General features: G+C 57.1%; 23 protein-coding genes, 1 pseudogene and 1 riboswitch. Of the genes and pseudogenes, 16 read left to right on the top strand and 8 right to left on the bottom strand.

Annotated elements, in window-relative coordinates:
- The first annotated feature begins 48 nt into the window (after window positions 1-48).
- Together AC4PCC_RS18200 and AC4PCC_RS18195 are read left to right on the top strand one after the other, a co-directional pair.
- Window positions 49-1,272 carry a hypothetical protein gene (locus AC4PCC_RS18200; RefSeq protein ID WP_492125458.1) on the top strand — a complete coding sequence of 408 codons (1,224 nt, stop codon included), beginning with the start codon at window positions 49-51 and terminating at the stop codon, window positions 1,270-1,272.
- 327 nt (window positions 1,273-1,599) lie between these two features.
- Window positions 1,600-1,719: pseudogene (locus AC4PCC_RS18195) on the top strand (oxidoreductase); the annotation flags it as partial.
- A gap of 78 nt (window positions 1,720-1,797) precedes the next feature.
- Here AC4PCC_RS18195 and yghU read toward each other — a convergent pair.
- Window positions 1,798-2,664: a glutathione-dependent disulfide-bond oxidoreductase gene (yghU, locus tag AC4PCC_RS18190; RefSeq protein WP_492125457.1), complete on the bottom strand. Its 867-nt coding sequence runs from the start codon at window positions 2,662-2,664 to the stop codon at window positions 1,798-1,800.
- Between the two features lie 205 nt (window positions 2,665-2,869).
- Between yghU and AC4PCC_RS18185 the strand changes: the two genes are divergently transcribed.
- From AC4PCC_RS18185 to deoD, 11 genes are all read left to right on the top strand, one after another.
- A complete protein-coding gene (locus AC4PCC_RS18185; RefSeq protein WP_345830381.1) occupies window positions 2,870-3,517 on the top strand; it encodes a DNA-3-methyladenine glycosylase I in 648 nt (215 codons plus the stop codon).
- A 131-nt stretch (window positions 3,518-3,648) separates the two neighbouring features.
- Window positions 3,649-5,238, top strand: a complete 1,590-nt coding sequence (prfC, locus tag AC4PCC_RS18180) for a peptide chain release factor 3 (protein ID WP_067706855.1) — start codon at window positions 3,649-3,651, stop codon at window positions 5,236-5,238.
- A gap of 305 nt (window positions 5,239-5,543) precedes the next feature.
- Window positions 5,544-6,140 (top strand): molecular chaperone OsmY, encoded by a 597-nt coding sequence (gene osmY / locus AC4PCC_RS18175; protein ID WP_067706851.1) that lies wholly within the window; start codon window positions 5,544-5,546, stop codon window positions 6,138-6,140.
- Window positions 6,141-6,273: 133 nt separating this feature from the next.
- Window positions 6,274-6,435, top strand: coding sequence for a DUF1328 domain-containing protein (locus AC4PCC_RS18170; protein ID WP_071995405.1), 162 nt, complete (start codon window positions 6,274-6,276; stop codon window positions 6,433-6,435).
- A gap of 155 nt (window positions 6,436-6,590) precedes the next feature.
- Window positions 6,591-7,643 carry a patatin-like phospholipase family protein gene (locus AC4PCC_RS18165; protein WP_492125456.1) on the top strand — a complete coding sequence of 351 codons (1,053 nt, stop codon included), beginning with the start codon at window positions 6,591-6,593 and terminating at the stop codon, window positions 7,641-7,643.
- Window positions 7,644-7,695: 52 nt separating this feature from the next.
- Window positions 7,696-8,469 (top strand): TatD family hydrolase, encoded by a 774-nt coding sequence (locus AC4PCC_RS18160; RefSeq protein WP_492125455.1) that lies wholly within the window; start codon window positions 7,696-7,698, stop codon window positions 8,467-8,469.
- A gap of 1,026 nt (window positions 8,470-9,495) precedes the next feature.
- The gene (locus AC4PCC_RS18155; protein WP_492125454.1) at window positions 9,496-9,729 is read left to right on the top strand and encodes a hypothetical protein; all 234 of its coding nucleotides are present in this window, start codon (window positions 9,496-9,498) and stop codon (window positions 9,727-9,729) included.
- Window positions 9,730-10,298: 569 nt separating this feature from the next.
- Window positions 10,299-11,078, top strand: coding sequence for a deoxyribose-phosphate aldolase (gene deoC, locus AC4PCC_RS18150; protein ID WP_067710393.1), 780 nt, complete (start codon window positions 10,299-10,301; stop codon window positions 11,076-11,078).
- Window positions 11,079-11,297: 219 nt separating this feature from the next.
- Entirely contained in the window at window positions 11,298-12,620 is a 1,323-nt protein-coding gene (gene deoA, locus AC4PCC_RS18145; RefSeq protein WP_492125453.1) for a thymidine phosphorylase, read from the top strand.
- Window positions 12,621-12,682: 62 nt separating this feature from the next.
- Window positions 12,683-13,906, top strand: a complete 1,224-nt coding sequence (deoB, locus tag AC4PCC_RS18140; RefSeq protein WP_067710397.1) for a phosphopentomutase — start codon at window positions 12,683-12,685, stop codon at window positions 13,904-13,906.
- Window positions 13,907-13,968: 62 nt separating this feature from the next.
- The gene (gene deoD, locus AC4PCC_RS18135; protein WP_067710399.1) at window positions 13,969-14,688 is read left to right on the top strand and encodes a purine-nucleoside phosphorylase; all 720 of its coding nucleotides are present in this window, start codon (window positions 13,969-13,971) and stop codon (window positions 14,686-14,688) included.
- 134 nt (window positions 14,689-14,822) lie between these two features.
- On the opposite strand, the gene AC4PCC_RS18130 is transcribed toward deoD, so the two are convergent.
- From AC4PCC_RS18130 to AC4PCC_RS18110, 5 genes are all read right to left on the bottom strand, one after another.
- Window positions 14,823-15,755 (bottom strand): ABC transporter substrate-binding protein, encoded by a 933-nt coding sequence (locus AC4PCC_RS18130; RefSeq protein ID WP_492125452.1) that lies wholly within the window; start codon window positions 15,753-15,755, stop codon window positions 14,823-14,825.
- Between the two features lie 17 nt (window positions 15,756-15,772).
- Window positions 15,773-16,507 (bottom strand): ABC transporter permease, encoded by a 735-nt coding sequence (locus AC4PCC_RS18125; RefSeq protein WP_492125451.1) that lies wholly within the window; start codon window positions 16,505-16,507, stop codon window positions 15,773-15,775.
- Window positions 16,504-17,241, bottom strand: coding sequence for an ABC transporter ATP-binding protein (locus AC4PCC_RS18120; protein ID WP_492125450.1), 738 nt, complete (start codon window positions 17,239-17,241; stop codon window positions 16,504-16,506). The genes AC4PCC_RS18125 and AC4PCC_RS18120 overlap by 4 nt, the downstream gene beginning before the upstream one ends.
- Window positions 17,238-17,921: a TenA family protein gene (locus AC4PCC_RS18115; RefSeq protein ID WP_492127564.1), complete on the bottom strand. Its 684-nt coding sequence runs from the start codon at window positions 17,919-17,921 to the stop codon at window positions 17,238-17,240. Before AC4PCC_RS18115 ends, AC4PCC_RS18120 begins: the two co-directional genes overlap by 4 nt.
- A 69-nt stretch (window positions 17,922-17,990) precedes the next feature.
- Window positions 17,991-18,093: riboswitch (TPP riboswitch) on the bottom strand.
- 97 nt (window positions 18,094-18,190) lie between these two features.
- Window positions 18,191-18,862 carry a YtjB family periplasmic protein gene (locus AC4PCC_RS18110; RefSeq protein WP_492125449.1) on the bottom strand — a complete coding sequence of 224 codons (672 nt, stop codon included), beginning with the start codon at window positions 18,860-18,862 and terminating at the stop codon, window positions 18,191-18,193.
- 115 nt (window positions 18,863-18,977) lie between these two features.
- Here AC4PCC_RS18110 and serB point away from each other — a divergent pair, with 115 nt between their 5' ends.
- The 3 genes from serB (at window position 18,978) to nadR (ending at window position 22,744) form a co-directional block, all read left to right on the top strand.
- A complete protein-coding gene (serB, locus tag AC4PCC_RS18105; RefSeq protein ID WP_492125448.1) occupies window positions 18,978-19,955 on the top strand; it encodes a phosphoserine phosphatase in 978 nt (325 codons plus the stop codon).
- A gap of 9 nt (window positions 19,956-19,964) precedes the next feature.
- A complete protein-coding gene (gene radA, locus AC4PCC_RS18100) occupies window positions 19,965-21,344 on the top strand; it encodes a DNA repair protein RadA (RefSeq protein WP_492125447.1) in 1,380 nt (459 codons plus the stop codon).
- Between the two features lie 173 nt (window positions 21,345-21,517).
- The gene (nadR, locus tag AC4PCC_RS18095) at window positions 21,518-22,744 is read left to right on the top strand and encodes a multifunctional transcriptional regulator/nicotinamide-nucleotide adenylyltransferase/ribosylnicotinamide kinase NadR (RefSeq protein ID WP_492125446.1); all 1,227 of its coding nucleotides are present in this window, start codon (window positions 21,518-21,520) and stop codon (window positions 22,742-22,744) included.
- Window positions 22,745-22,819: 75 nt separating this feature from the next.
- On the opposite strand, the gene AC4PCC_RS18090 is transcribed toward nadR, so the two are convergent.
- Both AC4PCC_RS18090 and AC4PCC_RS18085 read right to left on the bottom strand, forming a co-directional pair.
- Entirely contained in the window at window positions 22,820-24,100 is a 1,281-nt protein-coding gene (locus AC4PCC_RS18090) for an MFS transporter (protein WP_492125445.1), read from the bottom strand.
- On the bottom strand, window positions 24,093-25,247 hold the full coding sequence (locus tag AC4PCC_RS18085) for a mandelate racemase/muconate lactonizing enzyme family protein (RefSeq protein WP_492125444.1): 1,155 nt from the start codon (window positions 25,245-25,247) through the stop codon (window positions 24,093-24,095). The genes AC4PCC_RS18090 and AC4PCC_RS18085 overlap by 8 nt, the downstream gene beginning before the upstream one ends.
- Window positions 25,248-25,369 lie beyond the last annotated feature (122 nt).

Genomic DNA, 25,369 nt, shown 5'->3' with positions numbered 1-25,369 from the left:
CCTGGGGCCATGATGGCCCCTTTCTTCCTAAACGAATAAATATCCAATATGGTTAATCATAATTATCGGACCATGATTGGCCAATTTATGCCGCTCCGGCGAGAAAGCAATGAACCCCGTACAGCAAGTCTGACCCAGGGCAGAGCAGCCGGCGAGTTCATCAAAATGGATGACGTACCGGGCGATAGCTACAGTAGCATTGAGAAAATGACTCACCCTCTGGCAGGGCGCTGTGATACAGGGGGCATGTCACCCTATATGATCGTTCTGCTTGGCGACCAAAGAGCGCTGGATTTTGCCGAGAAAGTGCTTCAGGCACCGAGAAAGCGCCTGTTAGATAAACTGGGTATCGATGATGGTAACAAAACCGATCGCCGCGCCAGGCTATATGCCGATCTGGAATGCCTCACCCGCTTTTACCCAAATGATCCCAAACTTGAACCCAAAAAGCTTACATTGAACGGCCAAACTTTTATAGAGCAGGAGCCTACCAAACCTTATTTTTCTGGACAGAGAGTCATCACTCCAGATTTTACCATGTACCGTGCTACGCAAGAACAGCAAAGAAATAATTTGTTATTATGTAAAACGCGTGATGATAGCGAGCTATATTTCAATCAAACGCCGATCACCGAGCTAAAAACGTATAACGATGATGTTTTTGCCGAAGAGTCAACGTTGCGTGCTGGCGACAATTTTTTAAATAAAACGCAATATTTCACCACTATGGTCGAGTATTTAACTGATTTCAGTCAGGCTGGGGATATTTTGGTACAAAACCCATTGGAAACCAGCACCGATAAAAATACGCCGCATTTACAGTTTATTCCTCGCGATGTCCCTTTACCCTTGTTCTTTCAAAACTCTCAGGTTTTCGCTGGTGGAGAATACCAACAGGTTGACTGGCATTTACCTACTCTGGCTATGACCGTGGATAGCAGACAACATGACTGGCAAGTCCGGACGGAACGGGTACAGACAGCGTGCCAGGAGTTACTGGCTAATCAACATATCAGCACTACCCCGGTTTTCAGAAATCTGGGGGATGGCCTGACAAAAATGTATTTGATTTTCAAACAGAACGGTAGCGAGCTGGCACCAGAAATTATGCAACAGGCTCCTGGTTGGCTGGAATCATGCGGTATTTTCATTGCCAATACGCCAAAAGCAGTTAGGTTCAACACATTGGGTGCAGATCAGTATTACGCCCCCTATGGGGTCAAGGATAAGAAACAACCGCTGACAAATCTGGTAGATCGTCTCAGCAACTGAGCACAAATGCCTGAAAAGGTATAGCCTGGCGCCACAGCTGCCGTAGATCTTTTTTATTATTCGTTCTTAACCAGCCGTCAGACCCGGTTAACTCCGCTCTGTAGCCCGCTATCGCTCAGGGCCAGATGGATCTTGCGATAGTCATAAACGCATCCCGATCCCAACCAGAACTGCGTGATCTGCCCGGTGAGTCTCAGATCAACATGGTGGCGTCGCGCAGGGGGACGAGTAGGAGCAGTTGGTCGATGTCAATATCAAAGGGGTGTTGTACGGCATTGCCGCCGTGCTTATGCAAAAGTATTATCAATAACGTGGCGGCGGAAGCGATATCGCGCCATTGCGCTTCAGCCCGCGGCAATTGCAAGAGCCGTGCGCTACGCGATTGAGCAGCCAGAGGAGGTGGATATCAGTGAGATCGTGGTGCGCCCCACGCGGGCGCAGGCATAACATCCGCGCCCTCAGCGGGCGGTATGAAACCCTTCACGCCCGAGTGATAAAACCCGCCACCGGCGGGTTTTAATCGGCTTACTGTGCCAGTTTGTCCTGGGTTTTCAGATCGAAATCCGAGGCATCGTGGCGTTCATGCAGCTGTTCTGACGGATCGCCGTGGGTGCGGTTAACGATGCGGCCGCGCTGTACCGCTGGACGCTGTGCCACTTCATCGGCCCAGCGCAGCAGATTTTTATAGGAACCGGCATCCAGGAACTCCGCCGCACCATAAAGCTGCCCCTTCACCAGTGCGCCGTACCACGGCCAGATGGCGATATCGGCGATGGTATATTCCTCGCCCGCAATATAGCGGTTTTCGGCCAGCTGACGATCCAGCACGTCGAGCTGGCGCTTCGCTTCCATAGTGAAGCGGTCGATAGCGTATTCAATTTTGACCGGTGCATAGCTGTAGAAATGCCCGAAGCCGCCGCCCAGATAAGGGGCCGAGCCCTGGAGCCAGAACAGCCAGTTCAGGGTCTCGGTGCGGGCGGCCGCGTCCTTCGGCAGGAAGTGACCAAATTTCTCTGCCAGATAGAGCAGAATCGCGCCGGACTCAAATACGCGGGTCGGGGGCAGGGTTGAAACATCCAGCAGCGCCGGGATCTTCGAGTTCGGGTTGACCGCCACAAATCCGGAGCAGAACTGGTCGCCTTCACCAATGCGGATCAGGTGCGCGTCATACTCGGCATCGTTAACGTTCAGCGCCAGCAGTTCCTCCAGCAGAATAGTGACCTTCTGACCGTTAGGCGTTCCCAGTGAATAAAGTTGCAGAGGATGCCTGCCGGTGGGCAGCGTAGCTTCACTGCGCGCACCCGCAGTGGGTCGGTTGATGCTGCCCCAGGTGCCGCCCGCTTCTTTCTTTTCTGACCAGACTTTGGCTGGTTGATAGTCGTTATTGCTCATAACCGAAAGGCCCTTTTTTGTTGAATAAATGAGGCGTTATGCGGTATAGCCCCCTGACATAACGCCGCCGATGGACTAAAACATAGCGTTGTTCCGTGCAAAAACCCAGGCGCGGTTGTTACACCGGATGTCAGATATAGCATCGGTACGCGGGCGGCGCTTATCCTGAAAGAGCAATTATTTCCGCACAACCAGAGAGTGATATATGGACGAGCATTATCTTGAGGATCTGAAACAGGCCGGTCTGACCCTGACAGACGACGGGCGCGTCTGCTGCTACTGGCAGCCCTCGATGCCTGATTATCATGATAATGAGTGGGGCAGCCCGGTCGTGGATGACCGACGGCTGTTTGAAAAAGTCTGTCTGGAAGGTTTTCACTCCGGGATGTCCTGGCAGCTGATTTATAATAAGCGCGAAAATTTTCGTCGGGCATTTCTCGATTTCGACTTCCATGCCGTGGCGCAGTTTACCGACGAAGACGTGGCCAGGCTGATGCAAGATCCCGGCATCGTGCGCAATCGCGCTAAAATCCTCTCCACCATTAACAACGCCCGGCGCGCGATTGAGCTGGTGGATGAGGCCGGATCGCTGGCCACCTGGTTCTGGCAGTTCGAGCCCCGCCCGGAGGAACGTCCGTTAACGGTCGACCTTGCCTGGTGGAAGAATGCCAAAACCTCTCCGGAATCAGTACGTATGTCGAAAGCGCTTAAAAAGCGCGGCTGGACGTGGGTTGGTCCGGTTACCACCTATTCGCTGATGCAGGCGCTGGGGCTGATTAACGACCATATTGAGGGATGCCAGTGCCGCGATAAATTCAGCGCGCAGCGGGAAATGCTGATACGACCCGGTTAATGGCGTGGTAAACGCATTGTTTATCACTGCCGGATCGGCGAAAATGCCGGCCATTGATGATTAATCGCCTGTGAAGCTGGCCTGGCGCGTTATGCGCGGCAGCAGCACGGCATCCAACCAGAAGAACTTCCATGTCGAATGCACCCTTTATGCAAGAGGTGGCCCGCCGCCGCACTTTTGCCATCATTTCTCACCCGGACGCCGGTAAAACCACCATCACCGAAAAGGTGTTGCTGTTCGGACAGGCGATCCAGACTGCCGGTACGGTGAAAGGCCGGGGTTCCAGCCAGCACGCGAAATCGGACTGGATGGAGATGGAAAAGCAGCGCGGTATCTCCATCACCACCTCGGTGATGCAGTTCCCCTACCGTGAATGCCTGGTGAACCTGCTGGATACCCCAGGTCACGAGGATTTCTCGGAAGATACCTACCGCACCCTGACGGCGGTTGACTGCTGTCTGATGGTGATTGACGCCGCGAAAGGCGTTGAGGATCGCACCCGTAAGCTGATGGAAGTCACGCGCCTGCGCGATACGCCGATCCTCACCTTTATGAACAAGCTGGACCGCGATATTCGCGATCCGATGGAGGTGCTGGATGAGGTGGAGAGCGAACTGAAAATCGCCTGCGCACCCATCACCTGGCCTATCGGCTGCGGTAAGCTGTTTAAAGGCGTGTATCACCTCTATAAAGACGAAACCTATCTCTACCAGTCGGGTAAAGGCCACACCATTCAGGAAGTTCGGATAGTGAAAGGGCTGGATAACCCGGCGCTGGACGAAGCCATTGGCGAAGATCTGGTGGCTCAGCTGCGGGAAGAGCTGGAGCTGGTGCAGGGTGCTTCGCATGAGTTTGAGAAAGACGCTTTCCTTGCAGGCAAGCTGACCCCGGTATTTTTTGGTACCGCGCTGGGGAACTTCGGCGTCGACCACATGCTGGACGGACTGATGGAGTGGGCACCGTCGCCGATGCCACGTGAAACCGATCTGCGTACCGTCACGGCAGTTGATGAGAAATTCACCGGCTTCGTCTTTAAAATCCAGGCCAATATGGACCCGAAACACCGAGACCGCGTGGCCTTTATGCGCGTGGTTTCCGGCAAATATGAAAAGGGCATGAAGCTGCGTCAGGTTCGCCTTGGCAAAGATGTGGTGATTGCCGATGCGCTGACCTTTATGGCCGGTGACCGCTCGCACGTTGAAGAAGCCTATCCCGGTGACATTATCGGCCTGCATAACCACGGGACGATCCAGATTGGTGACACCTTCACCCAGGGCGAGAACATGAAGTTCACCGGGATTCCGAACTTTGCGCCTGAACTGTTCCGTCGCATACGCCTGCGCGACCCGCTGAAGCAGAAGCAGCTGCTGAAGGGGCTGGTACAGCTGTCGGAAGAGGGGGCGGTTCAGGTATTCCGTCCGGTACACAATAACGATCTGATCGTTGGCGCGGTGGGTGTTCTGCAGTTTGACGTGGTCGTCGCCCGCCTGAAGAGCGAATACAACGTTGAAGCAATCTACGAAGCGATCAACGTCTCTACCGCCCGCTGGGTCGAATGCAGCGACGTGAAGAAGTTTGATGAGTTCCAGCGTAAGAACGAAGTTAACCTCGCGCTGGATGGCGGGAATAACCTGACTTATATCGCACCGACCATGGTAAACCTGAATATTACCCAGGAACGCTATCCCGACGTGACGTTCCGTAAAACCCGCGAACACTAAGATTCGCCTGCGTTTCAATTACGCTACTCCCGCTAAGCGATGCCATCGGCATCGCTTTTTTTTGGCCCTTTTTTCTCTCTTTTTCAGCAAAAGTTACAGACTCATCTTAAAAAATCTCTTTTTTGCGCATTTATCCATCATATCAACCACAAGCGGCGGTGAAATCCTGATTAGCGACTATATTGATTTCAACAGGACGTAAAACATGGCGGCGCGGTTGCTGCAACGTCTTACCACTCAGGCCACGCCGTTTGTGGCTGAAACCTCACAGTTGTGAGTGCAATAATATGAGAAGGAACAAATCGATGAACAAGACTAAGATTACTAAGACCCTGATGGCTGTACTGGTTGGTTCAGCGCTGGTAGGCGGTTCTGCGATGGCTGCGGATACCTCAACCTCTTCTGACAGCACGGGTTCCAAAATCGATAGCTCTATGAACAAAGTCGGTGGATACATGGATGACAGCGGCGTGACTGCTAAGGTGAAAGCCGCACTGGTAGACAACGACGCCATTAAAAGCACGGATATCTCGGTCAAAACGCATCACGGCGTGGTTACGCTGAGTGGTTTTGTCCCGTCGCAGGATCAGGCCGAAGTGGCCGTAGCGGCGGCGAAGAAAGTCGAGGGTGTTAAATCCGTCAGCGATAAACTACACGTTAAAGACAGCACAAAAGCAAGCGTAAGCGGTTATGCCGGTGATGCGGCAACGACCAGCGAAATTAAAGCTAAACTGTTAGCGGACGACATCATTCCGTCGCGCCACGTGAAAGTTGTTACCACCAACGGTGTGGTTGAGCTTTCCGGTACGGTGAAAACCCAGGCACAGTCTGAACGTGCTGAAGGCATTGCCAAGGCTATCGACGGTGTGAAAAGCGTTAAGAACGACCTGACTGTTAAATAATACTGGCGGCTCGCCTGCATCAGCAGGCGAGTCAGCAGGATGAAGCTGTAACACTATAAATGCGTCATGCCGCGTGCGGCTGGTATGAATAACACAAGCAGTTCGATTTTCAATATAGGGTAAGGAGAGGCTTATGTTTCGTTGGGGTATTATCTTTCTGGTAATCGCGCTCATTGCAGCCGCGTTAGGTTTTGGTGGTCTGGCTGGTACAGCCGCATGGGCAGCTAAAATTGTCTTTGTTGTCGGTATTATTATCTTCCTTATCAGCCTGTTTACTGGCCGCAAGAAGTTATAGACCGCACCACTACAGAGTACTACGCTTTATCAGAAGACCAGCTCAGGCTGGTCTTTGTCATTTCCTGCGCAAAAAACGTCTGTAGCAAAAACCGCCAAACGGTTGAAACGCACCCAGCGTATCCTGATAAAAAATAATTCTCAGAGGTTCGCAACGTGGGTAAACACATTCCTGTTACACTCGGTAGCATTGAACCGCTTGCCCTGGCACCCTTTCATCCGGGCAGGCTGGCCCTGGTCTGCGAGGGCGGCGGGCAGCGCGGAATTTTTACCGCAGGCGTGCTGGATGAATTCCAGCGGGCGAAGTTTAATCCTTTCGATTTGATGCTTGGCACCTCTGCCGGCGCGCAGAATCTTTCCGCCTATATCTGCGGCCAGCCGGGCTATGCCCGCAGAGTGATTACGCGCTACACCACCAGTAAACTCTTTTTTAACCCGCTGCGCTTCGTGCGCGGCGGGCATCTGATCGACCTTGACTGGCTGGTGGAGACCACCTCGCAGGAGTTTCCGCTGGCGATGGAAGCCGGGGAAAAGATGTTCTCTTCCGGACGTGAGTTTTATATGTGCGCCTGCCGCAGCGATGATTATTCACCGGGCTATTTTGCGCCCACCGCCGCCAACTGGCTGAATATTATCAAAGCCTCCAGCGCTATTCCGGGGATGTACCGTCCCGGCGTTGATCTTGACGGCGCGAGCTATCTTGATGGCGGCATCAGTGATGCGATCCCGGTTCGCGAAGCGGCGCGACGGGGAGCGGAGACCATAGTGGTGATCCGCACGGTCCCTTCACAAATGACCTATACACCGCAGTGGCTGAAGCGTGTCGAGCGCTGGCTGAGTGACGGTGCGCTGCAACCGCTGGTGAATATCATGCAGCTGCATGAGGAGAGCTATCGGCAGACCCAGCAGTTTATCAATAACCCGCCGGGCAAGGTAAATGTGATAGAGATATTCCCGCCACGCGCGCTCGCCAGCATGGCGCTGGGCAGCCGCGTGGCGTCGTTGAATCAGGATTATCATCTTGGCCGTCGCTGTGGTCGCTATTTTCTGGCGACGGTGGGGCAATGGCTGAAAGAGAGTGATACGCGCCTGAGTCCGACATCGGTGGTGCCTGCTGCACCTGTTGCCAATCAGCCCGATCGTCGGGAGATTATTCTCGATCCTCTGGCAGGAAATGATGCAGATTACGATAATGAATCGCTGGCTTAGCATTATTCTGCGTGCCGCAGGGTAATGCCTTTTTTAGTGCGGGAGCGCGGACATGGCATCATTCGTTGATACGCACTGTCATTTTGATTTCAGTCCCTTTTGCGGTGATGAGGAGGGAAGTCTTCAACGGGCGGCAGAGGCAGGGGTTGAGAAAATCATTGCGGTTGGCGTGTCGGCAGACCGGTTTGCCGGCGTCATTGATCTTGCCGATCGCTATGAGCCTCTTTACGCGGCGCTGGGGATCCACCCGATGGCGATTGGCCATTTTCAGGAGGCGCATCTGGCCCAGCTGGAAGGCTGGCTGCGGCTGCGCCCGAAGAAGCTGGTGGCGATCGGTGAGATAGGGTTGGATCTTTATATGGAGGATCCGCAGTTTGCGCGTCAGGAGGCGTTGCTGGAGTCGCAGCTGCGGCTGGCAAAGCAGTACGATCTGCCGGTTATCCTGCATTCACGGCGTACGCACGATAAGCTGGCGATGCATTTGAGGCGCATTGCTCTTCCCCGTCGCGGGGTGGTTCACGGTTTTGCCGGGAGTGAGCAACAGGCGCTGGCCTTTATTCGCGCCGGATATGCCATTGGCGTGGGTGGCACCATGACCTATGCGCGGGCGACCAGGACGCGTAATACTTTTTCCCGCCTGCCGCTTTCATCCCTGGTGCTGGAGACGGATTCTCCCGATATGCCGGTGCAGGGTTTTCAGGGGCAGCCCAACCGGCCGGAGCGAATTAAAAATGTCTGGCAGAGTCTGTGTGAAATTCGTGAGGAGTCTCCAGAGGAGATCGCCGATACCATCCGGGAGAATACCCGCGCGCTGTTTGCGCTTTGAGCGCAGGGCGATGTCTGGCGGGCAACATCGGCTTTGCCGGAGGACTGTTCCAGCGTGTGCCGGTGAGTGGTGTCGGTGGAAACCTTAGCGTGTGACGGTTAATTGTTTGGGCTGTCATAGCTGCGGTGTCGGTGGACAATCCCAGCGGTTGCTGGTCAGTTGTTTGGGCTGCAATATCTGCGGTGTCGGTGGATAATCCCAGCGTTTGCTGGTCAGTTGTTTGGGCTGCCATCGCTGTGGTGTCGGTGGATAATCCCAGCGTTTGCCGGGCGTCCTCACGCCACGCTTCGCGTGGTGCCTTTGGCTCCGACTTCAGGCCGGACGGCCCGGTCGCGAGCGGGCGTCCTGCCCGCCGCTCCCTGAGTGCAGCATCCCTGCTGCCCTCGCCTGGCCCTCCGTCTGCGCCGCAGCGCTGCGGATTGCCCGTCAACCGCAGGGATTGTCCACCTCTCGGGCTTCGGAGGCGCTTCAAGTCAGGCCCTGTAAACTCGCAGGCTTTGGAGCTGTATTAAGCTATCCAAACCGCTCTTTCCTGCACACCCAACGTCCCCGGGATGTGGTCACCTGGCTGCAAAAATTTATAGGGGAAAATCCCAACGCTTGTCGGTTGGTTGTGTCGGCTGCAATATCGGCTTTGCCGGTGGATAATCCCAGCGGTTGCCGGTTAATTGTTTGGGCAATACCTGCGATGCCGGTGGACAATCCCAGCGTTTGCCGGGCGTCCTCACGCCACGCGTTGCGTGGTGCCTTTGGCTCCGGATCTAGGCCGGACGGCCCGGTCGCGAGCGGGCGTCCTGCCCGCCGCTCCCTGAGTGCAGCATCCCTGCTGCTCTCGCCTGGCCCTCCGTCTGCGCCGCAGCGCTGCGGAATGCCCGTCAACCGCTGGGATTGTCCACCTCTCCAGCTTCTAAGTTGCCTTTACCCACAGCCAGCACAAAGCAAAAGGAGCAGGCGGGTGAGGGCCGGTGACAGGCATTCCGACCCCCTGCCTGTTGGCAGGCCGATCGTGCAGGTGTGATATCTGCGATGCCAGTGGATAATCCCAGCGTTTGCCGGGCGTCGCAGCTACAGGCTCTGCCTGGTGCCTTTGGCTCCGACGTCAGGCCGGACGGCCCGGTCGCGAGCGGGCGTCCTGCCCGCCGCTCCCTGAGTGCAGCATCCCTGCTGCCCTCGCCTGGCCTTCCGTCTGCGCCGCAGCGCTGCGGATTGCCCGTCAATCGCAGGGATTGTCCACCTCTCGGGCTTCTGCGCTGCTTTTAGTGAAACTGCTCTTACCCGCAGCCAGCACAATGCAAAAGGAGCAGGCGGGTGGGGCCCGGTGACAGGCATTCCGCAGCGCTGAGTGCAGTAAGGAAGACCCGGATGGGCCAGCAGGGATGCTGGCACAAGGGTATGCCGGGACAGGGATGTCCCGTCATGCCCGGTCCGAAAGGTCGACGAGCGGAGCGAAGGAACCGCGCCACGCGCGGCGCGAGGACCGCCAGGCACCGGGCCCCACTCGTTGGCGACCACACGGGCCTTTGCAGCATCGGCCCCCACCCGCAGACGATGCCCCCCAGACCTAAGCCGCACCGGGCCCTTTAGCATTAAGCAACAATAAATGTTATAATTATAACATTATGCGCAACCGCCTAAACCAGGAAGGACAATATCGTTCACTATGCCCCATAAGGGCAATTCACAAGGATTTTTATGTGATATCAGTCACGCATAATATAGAATTAATGCAATGGCATTTTCATGGGTGTGAATTACATCACGGAAAATACGCCTCTGTAAGTGTTATTATTTTAACATAAAGACCTGCGGGTTTCTCTCTGGAGACAAACATGACTGACGTAACTTCTGCTGCCGTTCGCGCACTGAAACTGATGGACCTCACTACCCTGAATGATGATGACACCGATGAGAAAGTGATTGCGCTCTGTCATCAGGCCAAATCCCCTGCGGGAAACACGGCGGCTATCTGCATCTATCCGCGCTTTATTCCCATCGCGCGCAAAACGCTGCGCGAACAGGGCACGCCTGATATCCGCATCGCTACCGTGACTAATTTCCCACACGGCAATGATGATATCGAGATTGCGCTGGCAGAAACCCATGCGGCAATTGCTTACGGCGCTGATGAGGTTGATGTGGTATTCCCTTACCGCGCACTAATGGCGGGTAACGAAGAGACAGGTTTTCAACTGGTAAGCGCCTGCAAAGAGGCCTGTGCCGACGCCGATGTGCTCCTGAAAGTCATTATCGAAACCGGCGAGCTGAAAGATGCCGCGCTGATCCGCAAAGCTTCTGAAATCGCCATTGATGCCGGTGCTGATTTCATTAAAACGTCTACCGGGAAAGTACCGGTCAACGCCACTCCTGAAGTCGCTGAAATCATGATGCGCGTGATTGCCGATAAAGGCGTTAAGCATAAGGTGGGTTTTAAACCAGCCGGCGGCGTTCGCACCGCCGACGATGCTGCAATCTATCTCAAGCTGGCCGATGACATTCTGGGTAGCGATTGGGCTACCCCACGTCACTTCCGCTTTGGCGCTTCAAGCCTGCTGGCCAGCCTGTTGAAAGCCGCAGGCTATGACAGCACTGCGCCTCAGTCAGGATACTAAGTCGGGCATACGTCAGCAACCCGGTCAGACCGGGGATCGCGGGCTACGTCCGCACCCGGTGAGATCAGAAATCGCGGGCCGGATAGCATACTGGCGAGGCGGTTAGTGTACTGAAGTCGATATATTCATCCGTGGGCCGCCTCGTGTCGGCCCGGATAGTCACGCTCATACTCTCAGCCGGGCGACTCCCCGCCCGGCTGCTTAACATCAGGGGGCAACGTGTTCCTGCCACAAGAAATCATCCGCAAAAAAAGAGACGGCCAGACGCTGAGTGAAGAGGAAATTCGTTTCTTTATCAACGGCGTTCGTGACAACTCCGTCTCTGAAGGGCAAATCGCCGCGCTGGCGATGACAATCTATTTTCATGACATGACGCTGCCAGAACGTGTGGCGCTGACCATGGCGATGCGTGATTCCGGCTCGGTACTCAACTGGCAGGCGCTAAACCTCAACGGGCCGGTGGTCGATAAGCATTCCACGGGTGGAGTAGGGGACGTGACCTCGCTGATGCTGGGGCCAATGGTCGCCGCCTGCGGTGGCTATGTACCCATGATTTCGGGCCGCGGACTGGGTCATACCGGCGGTACGCTGGATAAGCTGGAAGCCATTCCCGGCTTTGATATCTTCCCCGAGGATGAGGCCTTTCGCAGGATGATCAAAGAGGTGGGCGTGGCGATCATCGGTCAGACCCACTCACTTGCGCCAGCCGATAAGCGCTTCTACGCCACGCGGGACATCACCGCTACGGTAGACTCCATTCCGCTTATTACCGCGTCGATTCTGGCGAAAAAGCTGGCCGAAGGGCTGGATGCGCTGGTAATGGACGTTAAGGTAGGGTCCGGTGCCTTTATGCCGACCTTTGAACTCTCTGAACAGCTGGCGCAGTCGATCGTTGGCGTGGCAAACGGCGCGGGCTGTAAAACCACCGCGCTGCTGACCGATATGAATCAGTTGCTGGCGTCCAGCGCCGGTAACGCGCTTGAAGTGCGCGAGGCGGTGCAGTTCCTGACCGGCGACTATCGCAATCCACGCCTGCTGGAGGTGACGCTGGCGCTGAGTGCGGAAATGCTGGTATCGGGTGGGCTGGCCGCAAACGTTGATGAGGCGACCCGTAAGCTCCAGGCCGTGCTGGATAATGGCCGCGCGGCAGAGGTGTTCTCCCGCATGGTGGCGGCGCAGAAAGGGCCAGCCGATTTCATTGAGAATATTGATAACTATCTGCCCGCACCGATGCTCAGCAAAGCGGTATATGCCGATAGTGTCGGGGTGATCGGCGCAGTGGATACCCGCGCGCTGGGTATGGCGGTGGTCTCAATGGGCGGCGGACGCCGTCGCGCCAGCGACAGCATTGATTACAGCGTCGGCCTGAGTGAGGTTGCCCCCCTGGGTGCCGCCGTTGACAGCCAGCAGCCGCTGGCGGTGATCCACGCCAGCAGCGAAGCCAGCTGGCAGGAAGCGGCGGCGGCGGTCAAAGCGGCCATTACGCTCAGTGAGACGGCCCCGGCAGAAACGCCAGTTATCTATCGCAGAATCAGCGGATAAGCGTCATACTACTCTGATCGATAAAATTTAAGCTAAGCGCCTAACAGACGCAGGAGACCAGGATGAAACGTGCATTTATCATGGTGCTAGATTCCTTTGGGATCGGCTCCAGCAAAGACGCCCATAAATATGGCGACGAAGGCTCTGATACCCTCGGACATATTGCCGAGGCCTGTTTTAACGGGAAAGCTGACACGGGCAGAAAAGGCCCGCTGCACTTACCGAATCTGACCGCGCTTGGCCTAGGCAAAGCGGCGGAAGGGTCTACCGGCCGGTTCCCGCTGGGGCTGGATAAAGACGCTGAGATAACCGGCGCCTGGGCCTGGGCCAGTGAGCTCTCCTCCGGTAAGGACACGCCGTCGGGCCACTGGGAAATTGCCGGGGTGCCGGTGCTGTTTGACTGGGGCTACTTCTCCGACAAAGAGAACAGTTTTCCGCAGGCGCTATTAGACCTGCTGGTTGAGAAAGCCGATCTGCCGGGCTACCTGGGTAACTGCCACTCTTCCGGTACGGTTATCCTCGACCAGCTCGGCGAAGAGCATATGAAAACCGGTAAACCGATTTTCTACACCTCGGCAGACTCGGTATTTCAGATTGCCTGCCATGAAGAAACCTTTGGGCTGGAGCGCCTCTACAAGCTGTGCGAAATCGCCCGTGAGGCGCTGACGGAAGGCGGTTATAACATTGGCCGCGTTATCGCCCGTCCTTTTACCGGCGACAAGGCAGGCAACTTCCAGCGCACCGGTAACCGACACGATCTCGCCGTGGAACCACCGGCACCGACTATCCTGAAAAAGCTGGTTGAGGAGCAGAACGGTCAGGTGATCTCGGTTGGTAAAATTGCCGACATCTACGCCCACGTTGGCATTACCAAAAAGGTAAAGGCAACCGGTCTGGATGCGCTGTTTGACGCCACGATCGAAGAAATGAAAATCGCGCCGGACAACAGCATCGTGTTTACCAACTTCGTGGACTTCGATTCCACCTGGGGCCATCGTCGTGACGTGCCGGGCTACGCCGGTGGGCTGGAGCTGTTCGACCGCCGACTGCCGGAGCTGATGGCGCTGGTGCAGGAAGGTGACATTCTGATCCTCACCGCCGACCACGGCTGCGATCCTACCTGGGAAGGCACGGAACATACCCGCGAGCATATTCCGGTGCTACTCTACGGACCCGGTGTAAAACCTGGTTCGCTGGGATATCGCGACACCTTTGCCGATATCGGGCAAACCGTTGCACGCTATTTTGGCCTTTCCGATATGGAATATGGCAAAAGCATGCTGTAAAGCGACATATAACTGGCCGGCGCTGACGCCGGCAAGATGAATATTGAAGATAAGGATAAAAGATGGCAACGCCTCATATTAACGCTGAAATGGGCGACTTCGCTGATGTGGTTCTGATGCCTGGCGATCCGCTGCGTGCAAAACACATTGCGGAAACTTTTTTGCAGGACGCAGTGGAAGTGAACAACGTACGCGGCATGCTGGGCTACACCGGCACCTATAAAGGGCGCAAAATTTCGGTAATGGGCCACGGTATGGGTATCCCATCCTGCTCGATTTATGCTAAAGAGCTGATCACCGAGTTTGGCGTGAAAAAAATCATTCGCGTTGGATCCTGCGGTGCGGTGCGCGCCGATGTGAAACTGCGTGATGTGGTTATCGGTATGGGGGCGTCAACCGACTCCAAAGTGAACCGTATGCGCTTTAAGGATCACGACTTCGCGGCTATTGCTGATTTCGAGATGGTGCGTAATGCCGTCGATGCGGCAAAGGCGCTGGGCGTGGACGCGCGGGTGGGAAATATCTTCTCAGCCGACCTGTTCTATACCCCGGACCCGCAGATGTTTGACGTGATGGAGAAGTACGGCATTCTGGGCGTGGAGATGGAAGCGGCCGGGATCTACGGTGTGGCAGCGGAGTTTGGTGCTAAGGCACTGGCGATCTGTACCGTTTCTGACCATATCCGTACGCACGAACAGACCACGGCAGAAGAGCGCCAGACCACCTTCAGCGAGATGATCCAGATCGCGCTGGAGTCGGTGCTGCTGGGCGATAAAGCCTGATAACCCCGCACCAGCCGCCAGTCTGATAGATTCGCTGGCGGCGCACTGCGTTGCCCGGTCGTCGCTTTTGCGTCTCCCGGGCATTATTCAGCATGAAGGCCCGTCTCCACCGTCGTTAATCACCTTCTCCAACATCAATGGACTTCTACCGCGTAGTCCGCCACCGGCGTCATCTTCTTAATCAGCTTATTATCAAACAGAAACTGTTCGTATGCCTGGTAACGGGCGGCGTCCAGCTTTGCCGGGTCTTTCGCGAACAGGGGCAGAGAGTTTTGCCAGGCAAGCTGATTCAGCGGCGTATTTAATTCCGGGTGGGCTTTGGCAAACGCCAGCCAGCTCTCCTGCGGATGAGCCAGCAGATAATCGGTGCCTTTTTTCAGCGCGCTAAGAAATTTCTTTATCCGGGGATCGTTGACCGCATCGCGGTTGGCGACGATCACCAGTTCGTCATAGGCCGGAACGCCATAATCTTCCACGTTGAAGACCACCGGATCTTTCCCCTTTAGCTTCAGTTCCTGAGCTTCAATATTGCGGTAGCCGCCAATCACGGCGTCAACCTGACCGGCCAGCAGCGCACTGACCAGCTGGAAGTTCACGTTAATTAACCGCACATTATCAGCCCTGAGGTGTTCATGTTTCAGCATGGTGCTGAGGGTTGCCTGCTCAATGCCGCTCACCGAATAGCCTATTTTCTTCCCGGCCAGACCGGCAGGGGAGGTGATGTTTTTATCCAGAGTGATAACCGTATTCAGCGGCGAATTGATCAGCGTGCCAATGCGCACCAGCGGCAGGCCCTGATCCGCAAAGAAGTGCAGCTGGGGCTGATAGGTAATGGCCAGGTCTGCCTGTTTTGCGGCAACCAGGCGCGGCGGCAGGGCGGCATCGGAAGGCGCTACTATGTTCACATCCAGCCCCTCGGCCCGGAACGCGCCGATCTGCTCAGCCACCATAATGGGCGCATGGTCAGGATTGATATACCAGTCGAGCACCAGGGTCAGCTTTTCCGCTGCCAGCGCATGGCCGCTCAGTGCCGCGGTCAGCAGCAGTCCGCACAGGGTATTTTTCATCGTTAATGATTCCTTGATTAGCTATTTTCGGGCGCCCAACGGATCAGGCGGTGGAGCAACGCATCAACCGCTACCCAGAGTAATACGGTCATCAGCACCAGAATGAACAGCGCGGCAAAGCAGATATCGGTCTGCATTCGGGCGTTGGCGTTAAGCATTACGTACCCCAGCCCTTCTGCCGAACCGACCCATTCGCCAATAATCGCGCCGATGGGGGCGACGGCAGCGGCCATCCGCAGGCCGCTGCCGAAGGCGGGTAGCGCGGCCATCAGCCGGACATGCAGCAGCTGCGCCCGGCGCGTGGCCCCCATCGTTCGGGCAAGGTCAAGCCAGTCATTGTTAACCCGACGGAGGCCGTCATAGAACGCGGAGGTCACCGGAAAGAAGATCACCAGCACGGCCATCGCCACCTTAGCGCTCAGCCCGAAGCCGAACCACAGCACCAGCAGCGGCGCCAGCGCGAAAACGGGGATGGCCTGGCTGGTCAATACGACGGGCATCAGCCAGCGCTGGAGCCGGGGCGAAAAGGTCATACAGAGCGCCAGCAGCGTGCCCAGCAGGACACCGAGCACTAAGCCGCTTAGCACCTCTGAGGCGGTGATCAGACTGTGCCAGGCCAGATAGCTCAGGTTGTTCCAGAGTGCGCAGGCAACCGCCGCAGGCGAGGGCAGCAGGAACGCCGGAATATTGCATAAGGTTGCCAGCCACCACAGCAGGATCAAACCGCAAAAGATCACACTTCCCCGCATCATTCTGCGGCCCTCACCAGCTGTCGCATCAGTTCACCCTGACTGGTTAACAGATTGGGGTCGTCCGGCGCGCGCGGAGGCTGCCCGACCAGGGTATGACTGTCATCAATGCGGGCCGGGGAACCCGCCAGCACCAGCAGGCGATGGCTGAGGCGGCAGGCTTCCATGGGATCGTGGGTGATCAACAGCACGGTATTATCCACCAGCAGCTCGGCGGCCAGCGTCTGGATTTTGGCCCGCGTGAGCGTATCCAGCGCGGAGAAGGGTTCATCCATCAGCACGACCGGGCGACGTTCATACAGCGTGCGCGCAATGGCGGCGCGCTGGCGCATCCCACCGGAGAGTGCCGCAGGCAGCGTTTTCCCGTGACCGCTTAATCCCACCCGCTCCAGCAGATGAGTGGCCCATTCCCGATCGCCTTTTTCTCCCCGCAGACGTGCGCCCAGCATGATGTTATCCATCACCGTCAGCCAGGGATAGAGCAGATCTCTCTGGCCCATCCAGGCGATACGGCCCGCCAGGGGGAGCCCATCGCTGCCGCTGATCGTGCCTGCGTCAGGAGCCGCCAGGCCAGCGATGATTTTCAGCAGGCTGGTCTTACCGCTGCCGCTGGCACCGAGCAGCGCGACAAAGCTGCCGGGCGCAATATCAAAGCTGAGGTGCTGGAAAATGGTGCGCTGGCCAAAGCTCAGGCCAAGATCGCGACACGCAATGCCCGGTGGCCGTGCGCCGCTCACGTTTCTGACGCCGCGTTCAGCCCCATTTGCCAGAAGTTAGCTTCCAGCCGGGTGGCGGTAGTGAAAATTTCGGCGAGGCTGTTAAACCGGCACGCGGCACCATGCTGCTGACCGACACGCTCCAGCAGCGCCAGGGCCGCACCTACGCCGTTGAGATACTCCGCATTGCCATAGTTGCGTATCCATGAGGCCCAGGGATTTCCCTCCAGAAGGGTCTGCGTATTCTGGAGCAAACCCAGCCCGATTTCAGCATAGCCCGCTACACAGGGCATCAGCGCGGCCAGCAGATCCAGGGCGTCGCCTGAGTGGCCGATATCCAGCACGTAGCGGGTATAGTTCAGGGTTTCTGGCGCTTCGGTTTCATTCGCCATCTCCGTTTCATTCAGCCCCCACTGCTGGCAGTAGCTCACGTGGAGCGGGAGTTCACTGAGCAGGGTATTGAGAGACGTAGACGCCGCGCGCATCTCTGGCAGGGTGCGCAGTTTGCTGACCAGCAGGCCATAGGCACGGGCGAAGTGGATGAGGAACAGATAATCCTGCGTCAGATAACGGCGGAAAGCGGCATGGGGAAGCGTGCCGGAAGCCAGCTGTTGCAGGAAGGGGTGATTAACATAGTGTTGCCACTCTGCGCCCGCATGCTGGCGAAGACGACCATACAGGCCCTGGCTGAAATCAGGAATGGGTAGATGAGACACTGAACCTCCGAAAATAAGTGGAGATCCGGACACGCAGAAGTATGAACAGGCAATTGATCAGTGCCAACCCGTCCCTTCGCTGGCATGACCCAGATCAGGTTCAAAGGGTTCGGCTTGCGCCATCTCAGCCCATTACTGGACACCCCTCGGAGCAGACTGTTATACGATATTTTATTTTTGATTACAATGCTGTAACAAGGACAGTGACGCGGGGGTAACCTGTTAGTTAACGGCCCCGTACAGGCCCCATCTTGCTATTTTAGGTTCTCTGGCGGCGAGGAGCTTTCGCTGTTCTCATCCTCATCATCCTCTCTTACCGGATGGTTGGCGGTAAGCAGAAAGGGCGACTGCTGCCAGCGGGTGCGGCGGGTGCGCAGCAGCGTCCGGCTGAGAATAATGCCGATAGCCAGCGCCAGCAGCATCATCAGACGCAGAATATTGGTGGTGTTATCCACCTGACGGGATTCGGTGACCAGCACATGAGTGTCCAGCGTTACGCGCAGGAAGCCGCGCGGGCCATCGGGGGTATCCAGCGGCTGCACGATCTGATGATTGAAGTAGCTGCCCGCGCGATGGCCGTCCAGCGCCAGCCGATCGCGCACGTTAATGGTTTCCCCGCTGTGAGCCAGCAGCGCACCGTTATCGTCGTAGACCGAGGCATCAAGAATGCGGCTGTCCGTGGTCAGCAGCGCAATGGCCTCGGTAATTTTCTGCCGGTTATCATCGCTGTTTTCCATCAGCGGCGTCAGGCTCCAGGCTACCTGTCGCGTCAGCGTTCGGGCCAGCTCCTCAACCTGCGCTGAACGGGCCATCTGATGACCCAGACTGAACCATGAGGCCCCCTGCATCAGCATCACCAGCAGAGTGAGGCAGATCAGCACGATCGCCGTACGGTGTAGTCGGAATTTTAATCTGGCCTTTGCCATCTTCACCCTTCATATTTTTTCAACGAACGCCGTCCGCCTCTTCGCTTTATGTTGCCAGAACCGGGGCTGACAGGGTAGCCTCTTGCGTGGTTAATATGTCCCTACAGGAGCTGTAATGCCAAATAGTCTGACCTGGTGCGACCTGCCTTCCGATGTCTCTCTCTGGCCGGGGTTACCTCTCTCTCTTAGCGGTGATGAAGTCATGCCGCTGGATTACCGCGCTGGCCGCACCGGCTGGCTTCTGTACGGCCGCAAGCTTGATAAAGCCAGCCTTACGGCGCTCCAGCATCAGCTGGGTGCAGCGATGGTTATCGTCAGCGCCTGGTGCGTTGATCAGTATCAGGTCGTGCGCCTGGCGGGCTCACTGACTCCGCTCGCCACACGCCTGGCCTATGAAGCGGGCCTGGACGTCGCCCCGCTGGGAAAAATTCCGCACCTGAAAACGCCCGGACTGCTGGTAATGGACATGGACTCTACCGCGATAGAGGTGGAGTGTATTGATGAAATCGCTAAGCTGGCAGGCTGCGGTGAGCAGGTGGCGGAAGTGACCGAGCGGGCGATGCGCGGCGAACTTGATTTTGCTGCCAGCCTGCGCCAGCGCGTTGCGACGCTGAAAGATGCGGATGCCAACATCCTGGTTCAGGTGCGTGACCAGCTGCCGCTGATGCCGGGTCTGACGCAGCTGGTGGAAAAGCTCCAGGCGCTGGGCTGGCACGTGGCGATCGCCTCCGGCGGCTTTACCTTCTTTGCCGAATACCTGCGGGACAAACTCCATCTCTCTGCTATTGCCGCTAACGTGCTGGAAATCCGCGACGGCAGGCTGACGGGTGAGGTGCTGGGCGATATTGTGGATGCCCGCTACAAGGCCGATACGCTGCTTAAGCTGGCTGAACGCTTTGAAATCGCCGACGATCAGACCGTCGCCATCGGCGACGGGGCAAACGATCTGCTGATGATCAAGGCGTCGGCGCTGGGCATTGCCTATCACGCTAAACCGAAAGTTAATGAACAAACGGCGGTGACCATTCGTCACGCCGACCTGATGGGCGTGTTCTGTATTCTCAGCGGCAGCCTGATCTCTGATGAGCGTTAAGGAGGCGATTTGGCCAAAGCGGTGAAGCGCGCCTTTGTCTGTAACGAATGTGGCGCAGATTATCCACGCTGGCAGGGGCAGTGCAGCGCCTGCCAGGCGTGGAATACCATTACTGAAGTTCGCCTCTCTGCCTCGCCCACCGTGGCGCGTAATGAGCGCATGGGCTATGCGGGCAGCGCAGGCATCAGCCGCGTGCAGAAGCTGTCTGAGATCAGCCTTGAAGCGCTACCGCGCTTCAGCACCGGCTTCAAGGAATTTGACCGCGTACTGGGCGGCGGGGTAGTGCCGGGCAGCGCGATTCTCATCGGCGGTAACCCCGGCGCGGGCAAAAGTACGCTGCTGCTGCAAACGCTGTGCAAACTTTCTGAGGGAATGAAAACCCTCTACGTCACCGGCGAAGAGTCTCTTCAGCAGGTGGCGATGCGCGCCCACCGGCTGGGGCTGCCCACTGAAAACCTCAATATGCTGTCGGAAACCAGCATTGAGCAGATCTGCCAGATTGCCGATCAGGAGCAGCCGAGGCTGATGGTGATCGACTCCATTCAGGTGATGCATATGGCCGATATCCAGTCATCGCCAGGCAGCGTCGCCCAGGTGCGGGAAACGGCAGCCTATCTGACCCGCTTCGCCAAAACGCGCGGGGTGGCGATTGTGATGGTGGGCCATGTGACCAAAGATGGTTCTCTGGCGGGGCCAAAGGTGCTTGAGCACTGTATCGACTGCTCGGTACTGCTGGATGGCGATGCCGATTCACGCTTTCGTACGTTGCGCAGCCATAAAAACCGTTTCGGTGCGGTGAATGAGCTGGGCGTCTTCGCCATGACCGAGCAGGGGCTGCGTGAGGTAAGCAACCCGTCGGCTATTTTCCTGAGCCGCGGTGATGAAGTGACCTCCGGCAGTTCGGTCATGGTGCTGTGGGAAGGCACGCGCCCGCTGCTGGTGGAGATTCAGGCGCTGGTGGATCACTCGATGATGGGCAACCCCCGGCGCGTTGCCGTTGGCCTGGAGCAGAACCGACTGGCGATCCTGCTGGCGGTTTTGCACCGTCACGGCGGGCTACAGATGGCGGACCAGGACGTGTTTGTTAATGTAGTTGGTGGCGTTAAGGTCACCGAAACCAGTGCCGACCTGGCGCTGATGCTGTCGATGGTCTCCAGCCTGCGCGATCGTCCTTTACCTCATGACCTGGTGGTATTTGGCGAGGTCGGGCTGGCGGGCGAGATCCGGCCGGTGCCAAGCGGGCAGGAGCGTATCTCCGAGGCGGCGAAGCATGGCTTCCGGCGTGCGATTGTGCCCGCCGCTAACGTGCCGAAGAGGCCGCCGGAAAATATGAAAGTCTATGGCGTGAAAAAGCTCGCCGACGCGCTGGCGATACTGGACGACCTGTAACCGTTCGGGCCGGGATAATTCCCCCAGACGGCTGAACGTATTACTATCGGTCAGGCAGGTTCGCCTGGACAGTTGAACGTAATTGCGATCGGTGAGGCGGGTTCGCCCGGATAGCTGAACGTACTATCATCTGAGGGCGGAACTGATGCCGCCCTTTATGCAGGAGGCATTTGATGTCGTCATTTGATTATCTGAAAACCGCTATCCGTCAGCAGGGCAGCACGCTACAGCAGGTGGCCGATGCGAGCGGCATGACGAAGGGCTACCTCAGTCAGCTGCTGAACGCGAAAATAAAAAGCCCCAGCGCCCAAAAACTGGAAGCACTTCACCGTTATCTTGGGCTGGAATTCCCTCGTCGCGAAAAAACCGTCGGGGTGGTATTTGGCAAATTCTATCCGCTGCATACCGGGCATATCTATCTGATCCAGCGCGCCTGTAGTCAGGTCGATGAGCTGCATATCATCATGGGTTACGACGAGCCGCGCGATCTAAAGCTGTTTGAAGACAGCGCCATGTCCCAGCAGCCCACCGTCAGCGATCGCCTGCGCTGGCTGCTGCAAACCTTTAAGTATCAGAAAAATATTCGCATTCACTCTTTTAACGAAGAGGGGATGGAGCCATATCCGCACGGCTGGGATGTCTGGAGTCGCGGCATTACCGACTTTATGGAAAACCACGGCATCGTGCCAAATCGCGTATATACCAGCGAGGAACCGGACGCCTCGCAGTATCAGCAGCATCTGGGCATTGAAACCATTCTGATCGATCCGCAGCGATCCTTTATGAATATCAGCGGCGGGCAGATCCGCCAGGACCCGTTCCGCTACTGGGAGTATATTCCCACCGAAGTGAAGCCCTTTTTCGTGCGTACGGTGGCGATTCTGGGCGGTGAATCCAGCGGGAAATCGACGCTGGTGAACAAGCTGGCTAACATCTTCAATACCACCAGCGCCTGGGAATTTGGCCGCGACTACGTCTTTTCCCATCTCGGCGGCGATGAGATGGCCCTGCAATATTCCGACTACGACAAAATCGCGCTGGGCCAGGCGCAGTACATTGATTTCGCGGTAAAATATGCCAATAAAGTGGCCTTTATTGATACCGATTTTGTCACGACCCAGGCCTTCTGCAAGAAATATGAGGGACGCGAGCACCCCTTTGTTCAGGCACTGATCGACGAGTACCGTTTCGATCTGGTGATTCTGGTGGAGAACAATGTGCCCTGGGTGGCAGATGGTCTGCGCAGCCTGGGCAGTTCGGTAGATCGCAGGGAGTTCCAGCAGCTACTGATCTCAATGCTGGAGGAGAATAATATCCCATGGGTGCACGTCGAGCAGGATAACTACGACGAGCGGTTCCTGCGCTGCGTAGAGCTGGTGAAAGGGATGATGGGCGCCTGACGCGCCCGCTTTCAAAAGGCTGTGCCCTGCGCATAGCCTTTGCTGCGCGGGCCCCACCGGCAATGGGCTTCATTTTCAGGCCAGCGCGCGTAGGGCATTGACGCTTCGCTGGCGCACGAAAATCGCCAGCAGCAGCATGCCTGCCAGCGCCAGTACGCTGGCCAGCATAAAGGCCGAGGCGTATCCGCCGCCGTACTGAATTAAAAAGCCGGTTAACCCCGGTGAGAGTATCCCCGCCAGATTCGCCAGAAGGTGTACAAATCCGCCCGCAGTCCCAATCCGCTCTGCCGGAACAATGTCCTGCAGTAATGACCAACATGCCTGAGGCGTCATATACGCAAAGACGCTGGCAAGGGTAATCAGCGTGACCGCCATCGTCACGCTGCTGGCCCAGGCCGTCAGCATCACACAGAGTGCGGCGACGGCCAGCCCACAAAAAATGACCAGCTTGCGCGACTGCAAAAAGTTGCCGGTGCGGCGATACAGTGCATCTGACACCAGCCCCCCGCCGATAAACCCGATGGTCGCGCCCAGCCAGGGAAGGATGCCAATCAGGCTCATGCTTTTGATATCCAGATGCTGGAAGTCGGTGAGATAGCTTGGCAGCCAGGAGAGGAAAAAAAACTGGATGTAGTTAAAGCAGAAAAAAGCCGCCGCCACGCCCAGTACCGGCAGTGAAAAAACGTAGCGCCACAGCCGGACACTGGAAGGGGCACCTTTCTCCGTCAGCCGTGTCGCGGGACGTTCGGCGGTAATCAGCGTGCGCTCGGCTGCCGTAATGCGGGGATGCTGCTCGGGTTTGTCGCGAAACAGCCACAGCCAGAAGGCCAGCCAGACAAAACCCAGAATGGCGATAGCCACGAACGAGACCCGCCAGCCAAAATGTAGCCCGATAAGACCCACTATCGGCGCAGCGACCGCCGCGCCCAGCGGCTGGCCCGCATTGCTAAAACCGACCGCGCGACCCACCTCCCGACGGGGGAACCAGTTGGAAATCGATTTATTGGTGGTGGTTCCCATCGGCCCTTCGCCAATGCCGAACAGCACGCGCACAATAATCAGCTGGAAAAAGTTTCCTGCCAGCGCGGTGGCACCGCAGAACAGTGACCAGACGACGGCGGCCCAGCCAAAGACCTTACGCGGGCCGTAGCGGTCTGCCCCCCATCCGCCAAGAAAGCAGAACAGGCAGTAACCGATAAAAAAACAGCTAAACAGGATCCCCATCTGCGCATCATCAATATGCAGATCCTTTTTTACCAGGGGGGCCATAACCGATAGCGCGGCGCGATCGAGATAATTAAGCACACCGGCGAAGAACAGCAGCAGGGCGACGGTGCTACGCATATTTTTAAACATGGTGTACGCCCTCCGCATCAATTCGCCGATGGTAAAGGGTATGTTCTTTCATCACTGCGGCATCCGGTTCAAAGCCCAGCCCGGGGATATCAGGCAGGCTGAACTGCGGGGAGAGGTCGAGCTGTGGGTGAAGCCGCGCGGAGAAGTGAATAAAGGGGCATTCCAGCTGGACATCATCAGGCAGGGCGGCGACGAGATGCGCGGTAGCCAGCAGGCCCGCCCCGTAGTAAAAACAGTGGGGTACCACATCCACCTGATGCCGTCTGGCCTGTTCCGTTATCCGCAACACGGCGCTGATGCCGCCCACTTTTGCCACGCTGGGCTGTGCCACATCCACGGCCTGCTGGTTAAACAGGGCCGCAAACCCCTCTGCACCTGACGCGTTTTCACCGGCGGCGATCGGTGTGCCTTCTCGACGTACGCGCGCCAGCCCGGCTGCATCTTCCGGTGGCCACACTGGCTCTTCCAGCCAGGTCAGGTTCAGCGTCTTAAGCTCGCGCGCACGATGACAGGCCTCCTCTGGCGTCCAGGGACAGTTAACGTCCACCTTCAGCCGGGCCTCCGCTGGCAGCGCTGCGCGGGCGGCTGCAATGGCCTCAACGTGAGTTTCATGCAGCTTCAGCGAGCGAAATCCCGCCTGCCACGCCCTTTTCACCTGGCGCGCGACCTCGTCAGGCTGATTGTTATAGCTGACCAGGCTGGCGTAGCACGTAATATGCTGGCGTGTGGCACCCAGCAGCTGCCACAGCGGCTGTTCATGATGCTGCCCCAGTAAATCCCACAGGGCAATATCCATTGCAGACAGGGCAAAGCGCACCGGACCGTTTCCGCCAAAGGCATGGAGCGCTTTTTCTGCTCCCTCAACCAGAGTTGCCAGCGCTTCACGGCTGGCGGGGACGGTTTTACCCAGAAAGTAGGGGATCACCAGGTCCTGTAACGCCTGGGCGGTAACGGCATTGGACAGATGGCCGAATCCCTCCCCCCATCCCTGCCGTCCGCTGTCGGTGACGACCCGGATCAGTAGCGTTTCCATCTGCGTCAGCGCCGCTGATGCTGCGTTCCATGCCCGTTCGCCGCTCAGGGCCGGAGCGCGATCGCTGGCAAACGGGATGCTGAGGCGTATAACCTCCACATGACTGATTTTCATGCCATAAACCTCACAAAGTAGGGCGGCTGTACGCCTGTAATTAGCATAATGGGCGCGTATCAACCGGAGGAGATAAGAGGTGGATTGCTACATTCCCAGTATAAAAAGGGGCGCGGGGAGGT

This window comes from Erwinia sp. L03-1, from assembly GCF_058686115.1.
The sequence above is the reverse complement of the archived record's forward strand: the minus strand, read 5'-3'. Positions and strand labels throughout refer to the sequence as shown.

Bases quoted from the DNA above. Each gene is read 5' to 3' on its own strand.
- AC4PCC_RS18185 (WP_345830381.1), top strand. From the start codon at position 2,870: ATGGACGAGCATTATCTTGAGGATCTGAAACAGGCCGGTCTGACCCTG.
- AC4PCC_RS18130 (WP_492125452.1), bottom strand. From the start codon at position 15,755: ATGAAAAATACCCTGTGCGGACTGCTGCTGACCGCGGCACTGAGCGGC.
- yghU (WP_492125457.1), bottom strand. From the start codon at position 2,664: ATGAGCAATAACGACTATCAACCAGCCAAAGTCTGGTCAGAAAAGAAA.
- AC4PCC_RS18090 (WP_492125445.1), bottom strand. From the start codon at position 24,100: ATGTTTAAAAATATGCGTAGCACCGTCGCCCTGCTGCTGTTCTTCGCC.
- deoB (WP_067710397.1), top strand. From the start codon at position 12,683: ATGAAACGTGCATTTATCATGGTGCTAGATTCCTTTGGGATCGGCTCC.
- AC4PCC_RS18200 (WP_492125458.1), top strand. From the start codon at position 49: ATGGTTAATCATAATTATCGGACCATGATTGGCCAATTTATGCCGCTC.
- deoC (WP_067710393.1), top strand. From the start codon at position 10,299: ATGACTGACGTAACTTCTGCTGCCGTTCGCGCACTGAAACTGATGGAC.
- AC4PCC_RS18160 (WP_492125455.1), top strand. From the start codon at position 7,696: ATGGCATCATTCGTTGATACGCACTGTCATTTTGATTTCAGTCCCTTT.
- prfC (WP_067706855.1), top strand. From the start codon at position 3,649: ATGTCGAATGCACCCTTTATGCAAGAGGTGGCCCGCCGCCGCACTTTT.
- nadR (WP_492125446.1), top strand. From the start codon at position 21,518: ATGTCGTCATTTGATTATCTGAAAACCGCTATCCGTCAGCAGGGCAGC.
- AC4PCC_RS18125 (WP_492125451.1), bottom strand. From the start codon at position 16,507: ATGATGCGGGGAAGTGTGATCTTTTGCGGTTTGATCCTGCTGTGGTGG.
- AC4PCC_RS18085 (WP_492125444.1), bottom strand. From the start codon at position 25,247: ATGAAAATCAGTCATGTGGAGGTTATACGCCTCAGCATCCCGTTTGCC.
- osmY (WP_067706851.1), top strand. From the start codon at position 5,544: ATGAACAAGACTAAGATTACTAAGACCCTGATGGCTGTACTGGTTGGT.
- AC4PCC_RS18170 (WP_071995405.1), top strand. From the start codon at position 6,274: ATGTTTCGTTGGGGTATTATCTTTCTGGTAATCGCGCTCATTGCAGCC.
- AC4PCC_RS18110 (WP_492125449.1), bottom strand. From the start codon at position 18,862: ATGGCAAAGGCCAGATTAAAATTCCGACTACACCGTACGGCGATCGTG.
- serB (WP_492125448.1), top strand. From the start codon at position 18,978: ATGCCAAATAGTCTGACCTGGTGCGACCTGCCTTCCGATGTCTCTCTC.
- AC4PCC_RS18155 (WP_492125454.1), top strand. From the start codon at position 9,496: ATGCCAGTGGATAATCCCAGCGTTTGCCGGGCGTCGCAGCTACAGGCT.
- deoD (WP_067710399.1), top strand. From the start codon at position 13,969: ATGGCAACGCCTCATATTAACGCTGAAATGGGCGACTTCGCTGATGTG.